Consider the following 15,762-nt stretch of genomic DNA (forward strand, 5'->3'; position numbering starts at 1 on the left):
GTATTTAGCGGTTTATTTATAAAATAATCAATATAGAATTTAACCTATGAATCAGAAACGTTGTGTAATGTGGAGAGGCAAGGTAACCCTGCTAATCTTTATTTATCAATTATTACAACAGAAAAGACGCTCTTTTATTACTTGTTTTTCAGCGCTTTTACAAACTCTTCATAGTCTTTTTCGTCTATTTCCAAAATTAATGACCCGATATAACCACAGTCATTGCATTTATAAATCTCTCCCATCATCATGCCGCCTTCATAATAGATATTTGTCGATCCACATTTCGGGCATATTTTAAATCTGGTCATTTCAAAAGATCCGTCAACAACAGCTTATCGCTTAAAGATGCTTTTACTACTAGCTTTTTTGTAATATATGCAGAAAGTGCATCTAGCTCTTTATTCAATATCATATTAAAATTTTCAGTGGTAATTTGAACTCGGATATCTGGTTTTTCAATGGTGCCTTCAAGTACCTCTGACAAGTGCATGTTCTTTAAGTAAAGATAATAAGAACCATTATCTGTAAACTCAATCTGGATACTTCTTTCTAATCCAGCAATGCTTTTCTTCAATTTATCATTTTTATCTGCACGTTCATTGAATCTATTAGCTAATTTATCTAAGATTTCTTTCATATTTTCACAATCCATATAGATCCAGAGTATTTAAATTTGTAATGCTTTTCCAAGACATCCTAACATATCTCGGATATGATCCATGCTCTTTAAAGTAATTTTTTAAAAATGTGATTGTTTTAGGATCAGAAGGGTATCCTGACCCAAAATCACCAATGATCTTTTTCAATTTTTCGATCTCTCGATCTCTTGTAACCTTAGCAATTATAGAAGCCGCTGATACGATTGGGTACGTACTGTCTGCTTTGTGTTCTGATATAATCTTATATTTATTGTTGGTTAGCTTCATAATATTGTTCCCAAACCTTACTTCATTAACGTCTACCGCATCGACGTAAATTGTGGTACAATGCATCTGATTAATAATTTCTGCAAATGCATTTAGTTCTATGGCGTTAAGTGTCATGCTCTTCCTTAAATTATCTATCTCACATGCATCTATCTTTTTTATTATAATTTGATCTGCTATATTCTCTAATTTCTCAAATAATATTGTTCTAGCTCTTGGAAGCAAAGTTTTGGAGTCTCTAACTTTTATATCTTTTAACTTATCCAGTTCACAAGAAAATCCAGCAACTATCAAAGGACCGATTACAGGGCCTCTCCCAGCTTCATCTAATCCTGCAATAATCATAGTTTATTTATTATCTAAATAATCTTGGAGCTCTTCATATATATATCCCATCACAATATCTCCACGGGGAAATAATTCTTCGTCTTCTAATGAATCAGAATAATATTTTTTTATGGTATTTACTATTGCCTCAGCAATGGATTCATCTTCATCTTTTATCTCTAATCCATTAAGTTCTTTTTTAATATCCTTTAAGAATTTATCTGATACATCAAATTCCTCATCTTTCTCTACAAATATTCCTTTCTTCTTCATGTCTATTATCAATGCAATCAATAATTCTTCTATTTCTTCTTCAAGTGTCTGTAAATACTCATTTTCTGGTAACTCTTCATCTTTTTTATTTTGTTCTTTTTTAGCCATAAAAAACCATATTTATAGGTAGTATTTAACATTTGTGAGCTGGATTTTTCCCTTATCAGATTGAAGGTAAAAGCGAGCTAAAAATTTATACTTATGATAATATAGATTTTATAATAAAAAATTATATCTAAAAATATTGTACAGTACAAATAAAAAAATTATTTTATACCGTTTTGCATGAGTCTATGTAAAATGATATCTAATGAAATGAAAAATTATTTTGAAAATTTAGAAAAAAAAGTGGAAGAATGTTATAAACTGGCAGATAAAGCTAGGGCTCTGGGAAAAGATCCTGAATTGAAGGTAGAAATACCTCTGGCAGAAGACATGGCCAGCAGGGTAGAGCAGATCATTGAAATTTCTATTTCCAAATATATTAGAGAGTTACTGTCCCAAAAAATAGATAGAGAAACAGTTGCAATAATGGTTGCTAAAAAAGTAGCAGAACAATACAAAAATAACAGAGAGTATGCTATTAACAAAGCCGTGAGAACCGGATTAGCGATTTTGACAGAGGGAATTTTAGTAGCACCACTGGAGGGGATCACAGACATAAAAATAGGGCGTAATGAAGATAATTCAGAATATTTATCTATTTATTTTTCAGGGCCAATAAGAAGTGCTGGTGGTACGGCCCAGGCAATGAGTGTATTAATAGCAGATATTGTCAGAAAAGAGTTTGGTATAAGTGCATATAATGCAACTTTAGAAGAGATCGAACGATATAAAGAAGAGATTCAGTTATATTCTCATGAAGAACATTTACAGTATGTACCAACTTCAGAAGAAATTGAAACGGTTGTAAAAAATTGTAAAGTGTGCATTGATGGAGAAGGTACCATTGAGAGAGAGATAAGCGGATACCGAAATCTGCCAAGAGTTCAGACAAATAGAATAAGAGGGGGTATGTGTTTAGTGCTGGCAGAGGGAATAGTGTTAAAATCTAGAAAAATTAAAGGAATAGTAGATAAGCTAAAGATTGACGGTTGGGATTTTCTGGAAAAAATAATTAAAAAGGGAGATGATAAAGTCAACGTTGAACCATCTGAAAAGTTCATAGAAGATGTAGTTGGTGGGAGACCTGTGTTTTCACACCCCAGTGCTGTGGGTGGGTTCAGGCTAAGATATGGTAGGAGTAGAACTGGAGGGTTGGCTACAATAGAAATTAATCCTGCAACTATGGTTGTTCTAGATGACTTTATAGCAATAGGTACACAACTTAAACTAGAAAGACCAGGGAAAGCGGGCGGAGTGACAATTTGCGATTCTATTGAGGGACCGATCGTGCTTTTGAAAAATGGGGACCTGATTCAGATCAATACTGTATCAGATGCTAAAAAGTACAAAGATCAAATTGCGAGAATAATTGATGTGGGAGAGATATTGATAGGGGTGGGCGAATTTTTAGAAAATAATCATCCGATTATTCCATCGAGCTTTAATGAAGACTGGTGGAAGGAAGAGATTATTAACAAGGGTATATCATATACTAATAATATAGACTTTGATTATATATGGGAATTAGCTGTTAAAGAACAGGTACCTTTACATCCCAAATATACATTATTCTGGCACGATGTACAGGTTTCAGACATATCATTCTTAAGAGATTATCTCATTGAAAACTCAACGTTTAAGAATAATACACTATTTATAAAAAAAGACGATAAAATAAAGAATATATTAATAGAACTATGCGCACTGCATAAAGAAACAGATCATTATGAGATTTCAGAATTAGGGAAAGCACTTATATACAGTTTAGGATTAGAGATAAGAAACTCTAAAATATATAAAGTAAGAGATAGTGTAGCTAAGGACTCTATGAGCTATATAAATGAACTTGCTTCAGTAAAAATATATCCACGAGCTTTATCAAGAATTGGTGCTAGAATGGGCAGGCCTGAAAAAGCTGCAGAACGTAAGATGGACCCACCAGTTCATGCACTTTTTCCAATAGGGGATACACCTCATCATAAAAGGTCCATAAAAAATGCTGCTGAAAGCAATGAAAATAACGGAGAAGTTGAGATCAAGATCGGGATTAGAAAATGCCCGAAATGTAATAATTATACCACTTCAGCAGTTTGTCAGAAATGCATGGTGTTAACTGAATTTATTAGGCCAGAAACTAAAAAATTGCAAATTGACGAAATATGGGAAAATGCTAAAAATAATCTGGGCTTAGATGAGACACCAGAAGTAAAAGGTGTAAAAGGGCTGATCTCTAAAGAGTTTTTATCAGAAAATTTAGAAAAGGGAATATTGAGAGCGATTCATAATGTTTTTGTATATAAGGATGGAACAATCAGATTTGATATGAGCGATCTCGCCATGACTCACTTTAAGCCGGTGGAAATAGGGCTAACGTTATCTAAAGCATATGAACTCGGTTATTCAAAAGATTACACTGGAAAGGATCTGGTAAATGAGAATCAAATATGCAATTTAAAGGTGCAAGATCTGGTAATATCCAGATCTGGCGGAGAATATATCAAAAAAGTAGGAGATTTTATAGATGACCTTTTAGTTAAATATTACAGGCTACCTGCGTTTTATAATTTTAAAGATTTAAATGATGTGATTGGGACACTTGTAATGGGGTTATCTCCACATACTTCTGGAGCTGTGCTGGCCAGGATTATAGGATTTACAGATGCACATGTTTGTTTTGCACATCCTTTTTTTCATGCTGCCAAGAGAAGAAACTGCGATGGAGACGAAGATTCTATTCTATTACTTTTGGATGGACTGATAAATTTTTCCAGGCATTTTTTACCATCAACACGCGGGGCTTTGATGGATGCACCATTATTGCTTTCTACAAGAATCGATCCCACAGAGATTGATAAAGAAGCTTTAAATGTAGAGATCATGGATCATTATCCTTTGGAATTTTATCATGCATCTTTGGAATATAAGAATCCAAAAGAGATCTCTAAATATATAAAGACCATAAAATCTATTATTGATAATGATCCTTTTGATGGATATATGTTCAGCAATGCCACAGAAAACATAAATAATGGAGTTATAGACAGTGCATATAAGACACTCGCGAACATGCAAGAAAAAACTGATGCACAGCTGAATTTAGCAGTAAAGATCCGAGCTGTAGACGCTCAAGATGTAGCTTCAAGGGTCATAAATAGTCACTTTATCCCCGATATTATGGGAAATCTCAGAAAGTTTGGAACTCAGACATTCAGATGCAGCAAATGTAATACTATATACAGAAGAATCCCGTTAAATGGAAAATGCAAGAAATGTGGTGGAAACGTTATACTTACCACCTATAAGGGTGGCATTGAAAAGTATTTAAAAACCACAAAGAACATAGCTGAGAATTTTGGTGTACCGCTTTACACAAAGCAGAGAATCGATTTACTTGAATCATCTATCAACTCTATCTTCTCAGAAACTGAGGAATTAAAGACAGTTAATAAAAATATAAAAAAATTGGAGGATTTTTTATGATTGCAAATCTATTTGTAGTGGGACCTGCAGGATCTGGAAAAACCACCTTAACAGGTGCCTTTAGAGACTGGATGCGAGATCAAAATTACGAAGCGATAATAATCAATCTAGATCCGGGTGTTGAGACGTTGCCATATACACCTGATGTGGATATTAGAGAATGGATCTCATTAGATTCCATCATGGCAGAATATAACCTTGGCCCGAACGGTGCGCAGGTTTTAGCAGCAGATTTCATAGTGAATAACCTCGATAATATAAACAACGAGATATACAATTTTGATACTGATTACGCGATTTTCGACACGCCTGGGCAACTGGAACTGTTTGCATTCAGAACTTCCAGTGAATATACTTTTAATACACTAAGCGAGAACAAAGGAATGCTGGCATTTATGATAGATCCGATATTAGCGTCTACTCCTTCAGGTTTGATATCACAGCTTTTGCTGGCTAATACTGTATTTTTCAGATTTCAATCTCCGTATATGAACATCCTTACCAAATCTGATTTAATAAGCAATGAAACGCTCGATCAAATTATAAAATGGAGCGAAAATTCTGACGAGCTTTATGAAGCATTGATGAATGAAAAAGTAAAATTTAACTCTATGCTGAACCTTGAAATTTTTAAGGCTTTGGAGAGCTTGAAAGTATTCAGAAACATAACTGTTACATCATCAAAAGATAGTACTGGTTTCGAAGAAATATATAATCAGATCCAGCAAATTTATTATGGCGGCGAAGATATCGAAAAGCGTTAATCTTCACTAAACAATTTAACAAAGATCTCTTTTCCTAGTTCTATGACTGCGTATTTTCTATCTTTTGCAGCGCCGGGGTTAACTATTACAGTATTACCATGTTTTAAAACACCTTGATTTTCGTGCAGATGTCCGGCAAGTATCAATTTGGGCGGAATTTTATCTATTGCAGCCCTAATACCCTTATTGCCAACATGTCTTGAACGATCTTTAAAGAGCGTGTCTAAAAAGCCATATGGTGGCTGGTGCAATAACAGTACCGAATCTTGTGTAAGATTATTTAACAGGTAATCATATGCTTCCAGATCTGTGAACTCAATGCCCATGTTTATTGTCGAAATATCTGCACCACCAAATCCTACAAATCTATATTCATTTACAAAAAATACATTCTTATGCATGTTTATGACATTGTAACAATTCATCATTTCCAGTATTTTTGGTGGATCGCAGTTTCCAGGGATCGTTAGCATGGTAGTATAATTCAACTTGAAAATGTCTGAAGCAGCTTCACTTGGTCCAAAATCTGTAATATCCCCCAAAATTGCTATCAAATCTGGATTATGTTTAGTTATCAACTCTTCTATATAAAAATAAGACACTTTGGAATGCAAATCTGCAAGTGCTAATATTTTCATCAATTTCATCCAATTTGAGAAATAAAAAATAAGTTATGTTCCCGTTTCCCAATCTTCGTAATATCTTTTTTGCTCATCATTTAACTTATCTAAAGAGATATTAAAGTTTCTTAATGCCGCTTCAGCTACATATTCATCTATCTCTTCAGGAACTGAATATACCTTGTTCTTTAAAGTATCACGCTTTTTAACCACATATTCGGCAGTCAACGCTTGCAGAGAAAAGCTCAGGTCCATAATCTCAACAGGATGTCCCTGGCCGGCAGCAAGATTTACGAGTCTGCCTTCACTTAGAAGATATATTTTTCTATTATCCTGAAACTCGTACAAATCCACGCTTTTTCTAACATTGCTTTTAGAAATAGCCATCTTTTCGAGATCTCGTTTTGATATCTCTACATCAAAATGCCCGGCATTGGCAAGTATGCATCCGTTCTTTGCAACCTTTAAATGCTCGGCCCTAACTACATCTTTCATTCCCGTAGCCGTGATAACAAAGTCTGCATTTTTAATAGCCTCTATCATGGTGGTAACATTAAAGCCATCCATATGAGCTTCCACAGCCTTGACAGAATCTATTTCAGTTACAGTGATCTTTGCTCCTAATCCTCTTAACCTGTTTGCAATGCCTCTTCCACACCATCCATAACCGGCAACAACTATATTTTTTCCTGCCAATGAGAGGTTTGTAGCGGTCATTAAGCCATCAATAGTGCTTTGTCCAGTTCCATACCTGTTATCAAACAGATGTTTCATCTTTGCATCATTTACATCAAAAATCGGAAACTTTAAAACACCTTTTTTTTCCAATGCTTTTAGTCTTACAACACCAGTTGTAGTTTCTTCATTTCCGCCAATCACTTTAAAGTCCTTACTTTTATGTATTAAATATGTTAAATCTCCACCATCATCAATTATTATGTCAGGCTCAAAGTCTAATACTTTATTCAGATTTTCATAATACTCTTCGTCAGATTCTCCCTTGCGAGCATAAACATCAATATTCTCTTTCAGGGCATTAACAACAAGATCATCGGAGCTGAGAGGATTGCAAGATGCTAATTTTACTTTTGCTCCTCCGTTCTTTAACGTTAGCGCAAGCACTCCAGTCTTTGCTTCTACATGTAAAGCCATACCAATCTTCAAATTTGCAAAAGGTTTCTCCTTTCTAAACCTATTTTCTATCTCGTTCAGTATGAACATATGAGATTTTGCCCAATTTAATCTTAACACACCTTCGTTTGTCATAAATAATGATAATATTTCCCGCTTAATTATTTTTTCCGATTTTTTAACAGTTACGAGCAAAAACTCAATATTGTGTGTTTGATATTATATTATTGTTATCTGGCAAAAGAGTTCACCTTTAACCCTAACTTTACAAAAATTGTGTGTATGCTGGTTTTTTTACTGTATCCAATAACATGAACGTTTATTTATGAGCTTTTTAGGTATATATATGACCAATTTTTAAGGTATTGGAAAGCTGTATATCAAAAATTCTTTTATTTTAGTGGTTCAATAATACGTTTTATCTATATTTTTTCAATAACTTTATCCATCGCGGTCATAAGTAATCATTGCAATCAGATAGGTTTAAACTTTTAGATAAGCGCCGAGGGGGAGATTTGAACTCCCGGGCCCTTACGGGCAATAGATCTCGAATCTATCGCCTTAGCCGGACTAGGCTACCTCGGCATATTAGGTACGATATATCTCTGGATATATTATATTTTTTAGTATTATAAGAAACAATATTCAAATCATAATAGCATATCTATGAAACTTTCAAGCCTAATCTTAGTTCTTTCATCGAGATTTATAGGCTGATTTCCTTCAATTGTTAAGATTGGAACATCTATATTTTCTTTGAGCACCATATCAGTAATCTGACGGTGGCAGAAACTCTGCACGTAGTGGATCAACCCATCGATTTTTCTTGTTTTTATTTCTTTTTTAATATCTCTAATCCGGTCAAAGATTGAATATGGATAGGTATATGATAGATATCGATCCATCCAATTTAAAGTAGGATATGGCATAGAAAATTGCCTTTGAACCTCGTTGAATACTACATAAGCACCATTTTTCTCTAAAAAATTGTATATATCCAGGAAAATTGGGGGAACCCCGACATACCCCAGTCTGATACTGTGTTTTATGGGATCTCTCGCTTCACTAATCTCTATTATATTTTTAGCATTTTTAATGTAAAGGTCAAGATTGCTATTAAAATCACTCGTTGATATCAGATAACTATGATTTTCTTCACTATGTATCTTATTTTCTCGATATGTTAATTCATCTATTTTCCATGCAAGGTTTCTTGCTTCCTCTATTTTAGGTAATACTGCATCGATATCAGAATAGGATACATTCAGAAATCTCATAAGCCTTTCAATTTCTATTTTTAATGCCTTCTCATCTTTAGGGTATGGATAAGAAAAGGGATAAGTCCTTATTTTTTTACTTTCAAGAGTTTCTAATAATGAATCAGTATTGCTGCAATCACCACGGATCACTCCTACCACCAGATCCATCTTTTTTTCGATTGCCACCGAATAAAGGCCTTTGATCCAGCTACAAACTGTGGCAGGATATCCAGACTCTTCTGCAAACTCTATATATTTTACAGGATTATTAGAAGAAATAAATACATTATTTAAATCATATGGCACGTTTCCCGAAGCAAACAAAGGTTCTATCGGCACTGTTGTTGTTATTCCAATATTCATCAAAAAAGACATAATTTATGATATTATATATAGTTTTATCACGCAAAGTTAATATTTTATAAAATAATATTAATAGTGATGAACAACAAAAAAACCATGTATGGATTTATAAATATAACCCCTATAGATGAAGCATTAAAAATAATTTATAGCTTTTCAGATCTTGTTAAACCTAGCAGCTTTGAAATTGTAAATATTAAAGATGCTATAGAGCGCATCAATTTCGAAACTATTTTAGCAGATAAAGATTTACCGGAATTTAACAGGTCTGTAGTGGACGGCTTTGCATTGAATTATGAATATACACTTAGTGCCAGTGCTTCAAATCCTCTCGAATTTAACCTGAATTCCAGGATAGAACAAGATAATGATGCGATTGAGATTTATACTGGAAATGAAGTTCCTGTAAATACTAATGCAGTTGTAATGGCAGAAGATGTGGAGATTGATGATAAAAAAATCAAAGTATTAAAACCGTTGCGTAAATTTGAAAATATATCTCTTAAAGGAGAGGATTTCAAAAAAGGGGATGTAATACTGAATGCAAATAAAATAATAAAGCCCTATCATATTGCAGCATTGGCAGCGATTGGTATTCAATCTTTAAAGGTATATTCGAAACTTAAGGTGGGAGTGCTAGTAACAGGCACTGAATTAACTGGCAAAGAACCTAAAGTTCGAAACTCTACCGGACCATTTATTTTAAGTTTATTATACAAACAATATATAGAATGTTTAGATTTAGGAATAGTAGAAGATGATCTGGAATTAATAAAAAACAGGATCTGGGAATCATTAGGAACAGTGGATATTTTGATTACTACGGGGGGCACAAGTTTAGGCAGAAAAGATTTTGTGCCTGAAGCTCTGGATTCTTTAGGGAAAGTATATTTTAACGGCGTTAATTCGAGGCCTGGCAAAACTGCAGGTTTTGCAGTAGTAGCTGATAAACCTGTGTTTTTAGTTTCTGGTTTTCCGGTCGCTGCAATGGTATCTTTTGATGTTTTTATCTGGCCGTTCATAAAGAAAGTACTTAGAATAGATGACTATACTCCATCTATTATTAACGGCTACATGACAAGAAAAGTAGCCAATCCCTCAGGTGTTAGATCCTATCTGAGAGTGTATGTATATTTAAAAGATGGTACGTACAGAGTAGAGCCAATGCGCATAACAGGATCTGGAATTCTGTCATCTCTGACAAAAGCCAATGGCATGGTTATCATACCAGAAAAAAAAGAGGGAATTGAAGAAAATGAGCTCGTAGCGGTTCAGATGTTTGATAAAGTAGGTGAAAAAATATGAGCTTGGTATTTCATGACATGGTTTCGATAGAAGAAGCAAAGATGAAAATATTAAAATTTGCGGATATTAGGTTAGGTTCAGAGACTGTAAACATTGATGATTCTATACATCGTATACTGGCGCAGGATATAGAAAGCAACATTGACTCCCCACCATTTGATAGAGCTGAAGTGGATGGTTATGCGGTTAATTCTCAAGATGTGGAATATGCCGAAGAAGATCATCCGGTTCTTCTAAATATTGAAGGCATGGCAAAGATAGGAGAAAAAGCTTTATTGCTACATGGCAACGGAAATTGTATAGAAATTGCCACTGGCGCTTTAGTTCCTTCTGGTGCAGACAGCATTGTAATGGTAGAATACACAAAAAAAGTTGAAGATAAAGTTGAAATATACAGGGCTACTGTTCCCGGAGAAAATATTAGTCAGGCAGGATCAGATATAATGCGAGGAGATATAGTGTTGAGGAAAAATAGTGTGATAACAGCTAGAGAGCTTGGCATCTTAGCTTCTGTAGGGCTCAGAACTATAAATGTAAAAAGACAGTTAAACATTGCAATATTATCTACTGGCAACGAGCTTGTAAAACAGGGAACAGAGTTACAAGAAGGTGAGATTTACGACACTAACGGGTTGTTGATTAAAGCTGTTTTAGAAGAGATCCCAGGGGTTAAAGTAGATTATCTAGGAATACTTAAAGATAATTTTGATATTATCAAAGATTATATTTTGAAAGCATTAGAAAAATACGATGTTATTTTAACCTCTGGAAGCACGTCTGCCGGAGAAGGGGATGTGTTGTACAAAATATTATACGAATTTGATGATCCCGGTACGATCTTTCATGGAGTGAAGGTAAAGCCTGGAAAGCCTACTTTGTGCGCTATCCATAAAGGTAAAATATTGATGGGTTTGCCCGGATTTCCAGTATCTGCACTGATGATTGTACACTCTATATTGATACCTACAATTTATGATATCTTAGAGATAAGTCATGAAAGCAAAAAAACTATTAATGCAGAGCTGCCATATAAACTTAAAACCGCATTAGGGAAAACTAACTTAGTGCCTGTAAACATAATTAAATCTTCACGATACACAGCATATCCAGTCGTTGGAGACAGCGGCTCTATTTATAAGCTAAACTATGCAGATGGATATATAGAAACTCCTGATAACCGGGAATTTTTAGAAAAGGGAGAATCAGTGAAAGTAACTTTGTTTTCCCAAAATTTAGAGCCCAGTAATCTGATATTAATAGGCAGTCATGACCCAGGGGTAGATCTCTTGATTAGCTTGATACCCAGAAAACTCTCTGTCAAAATCATCAATATAGGGTCTATGGGCGGAGTAATTGCAATATCTCGTGGAGAATCGCATATATCTGGGGTGCATTTACTAGACAAAAACAGTTTAAAATATAATGAGTATTTATTAGAGAAGTACGGTTTAAGCAACTGTAATCTAATCTCTGGCTATAAAAGAATGCAAGGTATTGTGTTCAAAAAACAAAATCCTTTTAATATAAAATCTATTAAAGATCTCGTTGATCAAAGTTTAATATTTATTAACAGAAATCAAGGTTCAGGTACTAGAACTCTTATAGATTATTATCTAGAACAGATTTATGGCTCAGAATTTAAAAACATTACAAAAAACATTAGAGGATACAAAAATGAGGCAAAAACTCATTCAGCAGTAGGAGCTGCTATAGCGCAGGGCAGGGCAGATATAGGTATAGCAATAGAACATACTGCGCATCAATATGATCTAGGTTTTATTCCATTAACGGAAGAACATTACGATTTTCTAATTTTAAAAGAGAACATAGAAAATGAATATGTTCAATTGTTTCTAGAGTCTTTAAGAAGTGAGCAGTTTAAGAAATTGCTGGAATCAAACTTTAAAGGATATAGAATAACTGATGCAGGAAAGATCATAAAATAATGAAAATAATATATCCTATTAAAAATCCGCATAAAGCGCCAGTGTTTAAAAATGGGAGCCCAGCCTGAGGCTTTCCTTTTGTTGCCTGAAATAATAAAAATATCAAGCCAACAATACTTCCGAACAGAGCTGTTAATCCGACAAAAATGTTTAGATATTCCATAGAAGAGATCATGAGTACTGCCGGAATTATCGCATCTCCATATCCCAGATAGAAAGCTCCTCTTTCTGTATTTTCGGATAATTTAACATCACTTCCATATGAAAATTCTGAGTTTTTAGGTATTACAAAAAGAGCAGGTACTTTATTAGATACTACAGTTTCTGCTAGAGACACCATATGCTTTGTTTTGTATACCGCCAAAGCATCATATATTGCAAATACTACGAGCAGTAATATGGCCGGTAAAACACCCAACGACATACCTATTATTACAGCTACTCCAGCACCGGCTATTACGCCAACAGTATCTACAATGTACCACTCTGGCTTAACTATTACTAAAAATATTATAACTATTGGAATGATAAACGACAGATACTCTGAAAAAGGTATATTTAAATAATACAGTATCGGCGGGATAACATATAAAAAAGCAAGGAAAATGACCAGATAGAACATGTATTTGATAATTTTGTCTAAATGCTTTCTTGCCAAAAACAAAATAAATGCAGTCACGGCGATCAGCGATACTATAAAATAGATAATTAAGAGAGGATTATTTTCCTGTCCTGGAAAAGCCTGATAACTAACAGGAAATAGAGGTAGAAGTACTATTGCAAATAGCTGAGTAATGATAAATAGTAAACTTACATTGATGAGACTAACCTCTAATTCTTTCATTAATTACTCTAAACTAGTACAATATCTATAAATCTTTTGGTTCCGGCAATCTAAATATATATATACTAAAGATGCAATTCGCCTTACCTGTTATGAAAATTCTAATAATAGCCGAAAAGTTCAACGTTGCGCAAAAAATTGCATATTATTTGTCAGATGGCAAATCCAAAACTGTTAGAGATGGAGCTCAAATATATTTTCATTTTGAAAATAATAACAATGAATATTTTGTAATTGGATTAAAAGGGCATGTTATAGAATTAGACTATGAAAAAGATCTGAGCCACTGGAATATAGAAACCATTAAAAAATTGCCAAAAAGCAAACCTATAAAAATTATAAAAAATAAAGGCATAATTAACACTCTTAAAAAATTAGTAAAAAATATAGATCAGATCATAGTGGCTACAGATTACGATCGTGAGGGCGAGCTTATAGGCGTAGAGGTTCTTGATGCACTGGATGCAAAAAATTTTAAGAGAGCAAAATTTAGCACTATAACCAAGAACGAGATAAAAGATTCGTTTGAGAATTTGATTGACGTTAATTTTAAGCTGTCAGACTCTGCAGAATCAAGGCAGTTTGTAGACCTTGCATGGGGCGCAGCACTGACCAGATTTCTGTCTATCATTGCAGAGCATAAAGGCAAGAGTTTCTTGTCTGTAGGAAGAGTGCAAAGCCCTACTTTGGCACTGATCGTAGATCGGGAAAGGCAAATTTTAGAGTTTATACCTGTTCCTTACTGGAACATTTTTGCGGATTTTAAACATTCTGTTAATTTTACTGGCTCGCACATAAAAAATCCGTTTGAAAAAGATCCTGCAGATATATTTAATAGCATTAAGGATGAAAAAAAAGGAACTGTTAAAACCTTTGAAAAAGAGACTCGAAAAATATATCCTCCAATTCCATTTAATACAACTGACTTTTTGAGAGAATCTACAAAACTAGGCATTTCAGTGTCAAATAGCATGAAAATTGCTGAGGATCTGTACATGTCAGGATATATTTCATATCCTAGAACTGACAATACTGTTTACCCTAAAGCATTGAATCTTACGATAGCACTGAAGAATATTATGGGATCTGAATTTGACAGAGAAATCAGTGAGATTCTATCTCAGGATAAAATAATACCTTCCAGAGGAAAAGTTTCTACGACCGATCATCCTCCTATATATCCCGTAAAACCTGCCAAAAAGAAAAGCTTGAAAAAAGCATACTGGGATGTTTACGAGCTTATAGTGCGCAGATTTCTGGCAACATTAGCGCCGTCGGCAGTGACAAGTAATGCAAATGCAATGATTGAAATAAAAACCGAAGATTTTTCAGCTAAAGGCTTAAAAATTATTAGTCCTGGTTGGTCCAAGTATTATCCATATATAAGAATAGTAGAACAAGAGTTACCAGATCTAACTCCGGGAGAGCTGATACCAGTTTCTGATATAAGAAAAGAAGAAAAAATGACCTTGCCGCCACCTAGATATAATCAGTCCAGTTTATTAAAAGAAATGGAGCGATTGAAGCTTGGCACTAAAAGTACCAGGCCTGAAATCATAGAAAAATTGTTTACCAGAGGTTATATTGAAGGAAATCCTATCAGACCTACAAATCTTGGATTTGCGTTAGTTGAAGCATTGGAAAAGAACAAAGTTGATGCAGTAAAGCCTCAAATGACCGAAAAATTAGAAATAGATATGGACCAGATAGTTGAAGGGACTGTAAACAAAGAAAAAGTTATAGATGACTCTAATAATATGCTAGCACATGTTATTTCAGAACTGGAGTCCAAGCAGGATCAGATCAGATCAGAACTTAAAGAAGCAATACGCTCCGACACCATATTTGGTAAATGTCCAAAATGTGGAAGTGACTTAATTCTCGTTAAGTTCAAGGGAGGAAAGTTTCTAAAATGCTCATCTCCCACATGCGATTTTAGAACTTCATTGCCAAAGACAGGAAAAATCGAGATCACCGATCAGAAATGTGAAATTTGTGGATCTCCGCTGATTAAAATAATCAGGAAGGGACAGAGTGTAGAACTTAGATGTATAAACGATAAATGTGAATTTAATAAGAAAAAAGATTATTTAGGTAAGTGCCCAAATTGCGGAAAAGATCTGGTAGTTAGACAATCTAAAAATGGTAAGCGATTCGTGGGTTGCACTGGCTATCCAACCTGTACAGTTACTTATCCTCTTCCACAAAAAGGCAAAATCACATTCACTGGAGAAAACTGTCCAGTATGTAAAGCTCCATTGATAATTTTAGATTTTGGAAAAAGTAAGCGTAAAGTCTGTGTAGACTATAAATGCGCGTATAACAAAAAGAGCTCTGATAGATCAGAGACAATAAAAAATAAGCATGAAAATTAAAAAAATATAGCATATATGTGTTTGTATTGAAAGAGTTTTTA

At 34.2% G+C, this 15,762-nt stretch carries 13 protein-coding genes and 1 tRNA gene; 5 read left to right on the forward strand and 9 right to left on the reverse strand.

The features are described from left to right. Positions 1 to 137: 137 nt before the first annotated feature. From QXQ25_03065 to QXQ25_03080, 4 genes are read right to left on the reverse strand one after another with little or no spacing between them, the layout of a single operon-like run. The gene (locus tag QXQ25_03065) at positions 138 to 311 is read right to left on the reverse strand and encodes a hypothetical protein (protein ID MEM0160689.1); all 174 of its coding nucleotides are present in this window, start codon (positions 309 to 311) and stop codon (positions 138 to 140) included. Next, complete coding sequence (locus QXQ25_03070) at positions 308 to 640, reverse strand: SCP2 sterol-binding domain-containing protein (GenBank protein ID MEM0160690.1); 333 nt, start codon at positions 638 to 640, stop codon at positions 308 to 310. The genes QXQ25_03065 and QXQ25_03070 overlap by 4 nt, the downstream gene beginning before the upstream one ends. 4 nt (positions 641 to 644) lie before the next feature. Then, on the reverse strand, positions 645 to 1,274 hold the full coding sequence (gene rnhB / locus QXQ25_03075) for a ribonuclease HII (protein MEM0160691.1): 630 nt from the start codon (positions 1,272 to 1,274) through the stop codon (positions 645 to 647). A 3-nt stretch (positions 1,275 to 1,277) separates the two neighbouring features. Further along, positions 1,278 to 1,637 (reverse strand): hypothetical protein, encoded by a 360-nt coding sequence (locus QXQ25_03080; protein ID MEM0160692.1) that lies wholly within the window; start codon positions 1,635 to 1,637, stop codon positions 1,278 to 1,280. A 192-nt stretch (positions 1,638 to 1,829) separates the two neighbouring features. On the opposite strand from QXQ25_03080, the gene QXQ25_03085 reads away from it, so the two are divergent. Both QXQ25_03085 and QXQ25_03090 read left to right on the forward strand, forming a co-directional pair. After that, positions 1,830 to 5,114 (forward strand): DNA polymerase II large subunit, encoded by a 3,285-nt coding sequence (locus QXQ25_03085; GenBank protein ID MEM0160693.1) that lies wholly within the window; start codon positions 1,830 to 1,832, stop codon positions 5,112 to 5,114. Next, on the forward strand, positions 5,111 to 5,878 hold the full coding sequence (locus QXQ25_03090) for an ATP/GTP-binding protein (GenBank protein MEM0160694.1): 768 nt from the start codon (positions 5,111 to 5,113) through the stop codon (positions 5,876 to 5,878). Before QXQ25_03085 ends, QXQ25_03090 begins: the two co-directional genes overlap by 4 nt. Here the strand turns inward: QXQ25_03090 and QXQ25_03095 are convergent. The 4 genes from QXQ25_03095 to QXQ25_03110 form a co-directional block, all read right to left on the reverse strand. Then, the gene (locus QXQ25_03095; GenBank protein ID MEM0160695.1) at positions 5,875 to 6,516 is read right to left on the reverse strand and encodes a metallophosphoesterase; all 642 of its coding nucleotides are present in this window, start codon (positions 6,514 to 6,516) and stop codon (positions 5,875 to 5,877) included. The two genes, QXQ25_03090 and QXQ25_03095, sit on opposite strands and share 4 nt — an antisense overlap. Before the next feature lie 33 nt (positions 6,517 to 6,549). After that, complete coding sequence (locus QXQ25_03100; protein MEM0160696.1) at positions 6,550 to 7,764, reverse strand: adenosylhomocysteinase; 1,215 nt, start codon at positions 7,762 to 7,764, stop codon at positions 6,550 to 6,552. Positions 7,765 to 8,129: 365 nt separating this feature from the next. Beyond that, positions 8,130 to 8,214, reverse strand: a tRNA-Ser gene (locus QXQ25_03105). Between the two features lie 65 nt (positions 8,215 to 8,279). After that, entirely contained in the window at positions 8,280 to 9,251 is a 972-nt protein-coding gene (locus QXQ25_03110; GenBank protein ID MEM0160697.1) for a 2-hydroxyacyl-CoA dehydratase, read from the reverse strand. Between the two features lie 78 nt (positions 9,252 to 9,329). Between QXQ25_03110 and QXQ25_03115 the strand changes: the two genes are divergently transcribed. Continuing rightward, a complete protein-coding gene (locus tag QXQ25_03115) occupies positions 9,330 to 10,556 on the forward strand; it encodes a molybdopterin molybdotransferase MoeA (GenBank protein ID MEM0160698.1) in 1,227 nt (408 codons plus the stop codon). Continuing rightward, a complete protein-coding gene (locus QXQ25_03120; GenBank protein MEM0160699.1) occupies positions 10,553 to 12,502 on the forward strand; it encodes a molybdopterin biosynthesis protein in 1,950 nt (649 codons plus the stop codon). The genes QXQ25_03115 and QXQ25_03120 overlap by 4 nt, the downstream gene beginning before the upstream one ends. On the opposite strand, the gene QXQ25_03125 is transcribed toward QXQ25_03120, so the two are convergent. Beyond that, a complete protein-coding gene (locus QXQ25_03125; GenBank protein ID MEM0160700.1) occupies positions 12,492 to 13,346 on the reverse strand; it encodes a presenilin family intramembrane aspartyl protease PSH in 855 nt (284 codons plus the stop codon). The two genes, QXQ25_03120 and QXQ25_03125, sit on opposite strands and share 11 nt — an antisense overlap. Positions 13,347 to 13,438: 92 nt before the next feature. Between QXQ25_03125 and QXQ25_03130 the strand changes: the two genes are divergently transcribed. Continuing rightward, on the forward strand, positions 13,439 to 15,721 hold the full coding sequence (locus QXQ25_03130) for a DNA topoisomerase I (GenBank protein MEM0160701.1): 2,283 nt from the start codon (positions 13,439 to 13,441) through the stop codon (positions 15,719 to 15,721). Positions 15,722 to 15,762: the final 41 nt, after the last annotated feature.

This window comes from Thermoplasmata archaeon, from assembly GCA_038729465.1.
Classification (GTDB): Archaea; Thermoplasmatota; Thermoplasmata; order Thermoplasmatales; family ARK-15; genus JAVRLB01.

Excerpts from the sequence above, each read along its gene's own strand:
- QXQ25_03065 (MEM0160689.1), bottom strand. The coding sequence starts at position 311 with ATGACCAGATTTAAAATATGCCCGAAATGTGGATCGACAAATATCTAT.
- QXQ25_03070 (MEM0160690.1), bottom strand. The coding sequence starts at position 640 with ATGAAAGAAATCTTAGATAAATTAGCTAATAGATTCAATGAACGTGCA.
- rnhB (MEM0160691.1), bottom strand. The coding sequence starts at position 1,274 with ATGATTATTGCAGGATTAGATGAAGCTGGGAGAGGCCCTGTAATCGGT.
- QXQ25_03080 (MEM0160692.1), bottom strand. The coding sequence starts at position 1,637 with ATGGCTAAAAAAGAACAAAATAAAAAAGATGAAGAGTTACCAGAAAAT.
- QXQ25_03085 (MEM0160693.1), top strand. The coding sequence starts at position 1,830 with ATGATATCTAATGAAATGAAAAATTATTTTGAAAATTTAGAAAAAAAA.
- QXQ25_03090 (MEM0160694.1), top strand. The coding sequence starts at position 5,111 with ATGATTGCAAATCTATTTGTAGTGGGACCTGCAGGATCTGGAAAAACC.
- QXQ25_03095 (MEM0160695.1), bottom strand. The coding sequence starts at position 6,516 with ATGAAAATATTAGCACTTGCAGATTTGCATTCCAAAGTGTCTTATTTT.
- QXQ25_03100 (MEM0160696.1), bottom strand. The coding sequence starts at position 7,764 with ATGACAAACGAAGGTGTGTTAAGATTAAATTGGGCAAAATCTCATATG.
- QXQ25_03110 (MEM0160697.1), bottom strand. The coding sequence starts at position 9,251 with ATGAATATTGGAATAACAACAACAGTGCCGATAGAACCTTTGTTTGCT.
- QXQ25_03115 (MEM0160698.1), top strand. The coding sequence starts at position 9,330 with ATGAACAACAAAAAAACCATGTATGGATTTATAAATATAACCCCTATA.
- QXQ25_03120 (MEM0160699.1), top strand. The coding sequence starts at position 10,553 with ATGAGCTTGGTATTTCATGACATGGTTTCGATAGAAGAAGCAAAGATG.
- QXQ25_03125 (MEM0160700.1), bottom strand. The coding sequence starts at position 13,346 with ATGAAAGAATTAGAGGTTAGTCTCATCAATGTAAGTTTACTATTTATC.
- QXQ25_03130 (MEM0160701.1), top strand. The coding sequence starts at position 13,439 with ATGAAAATTCTAATAATAGCCGAAAAGTTCAACGTTGCGCAAAAAATT.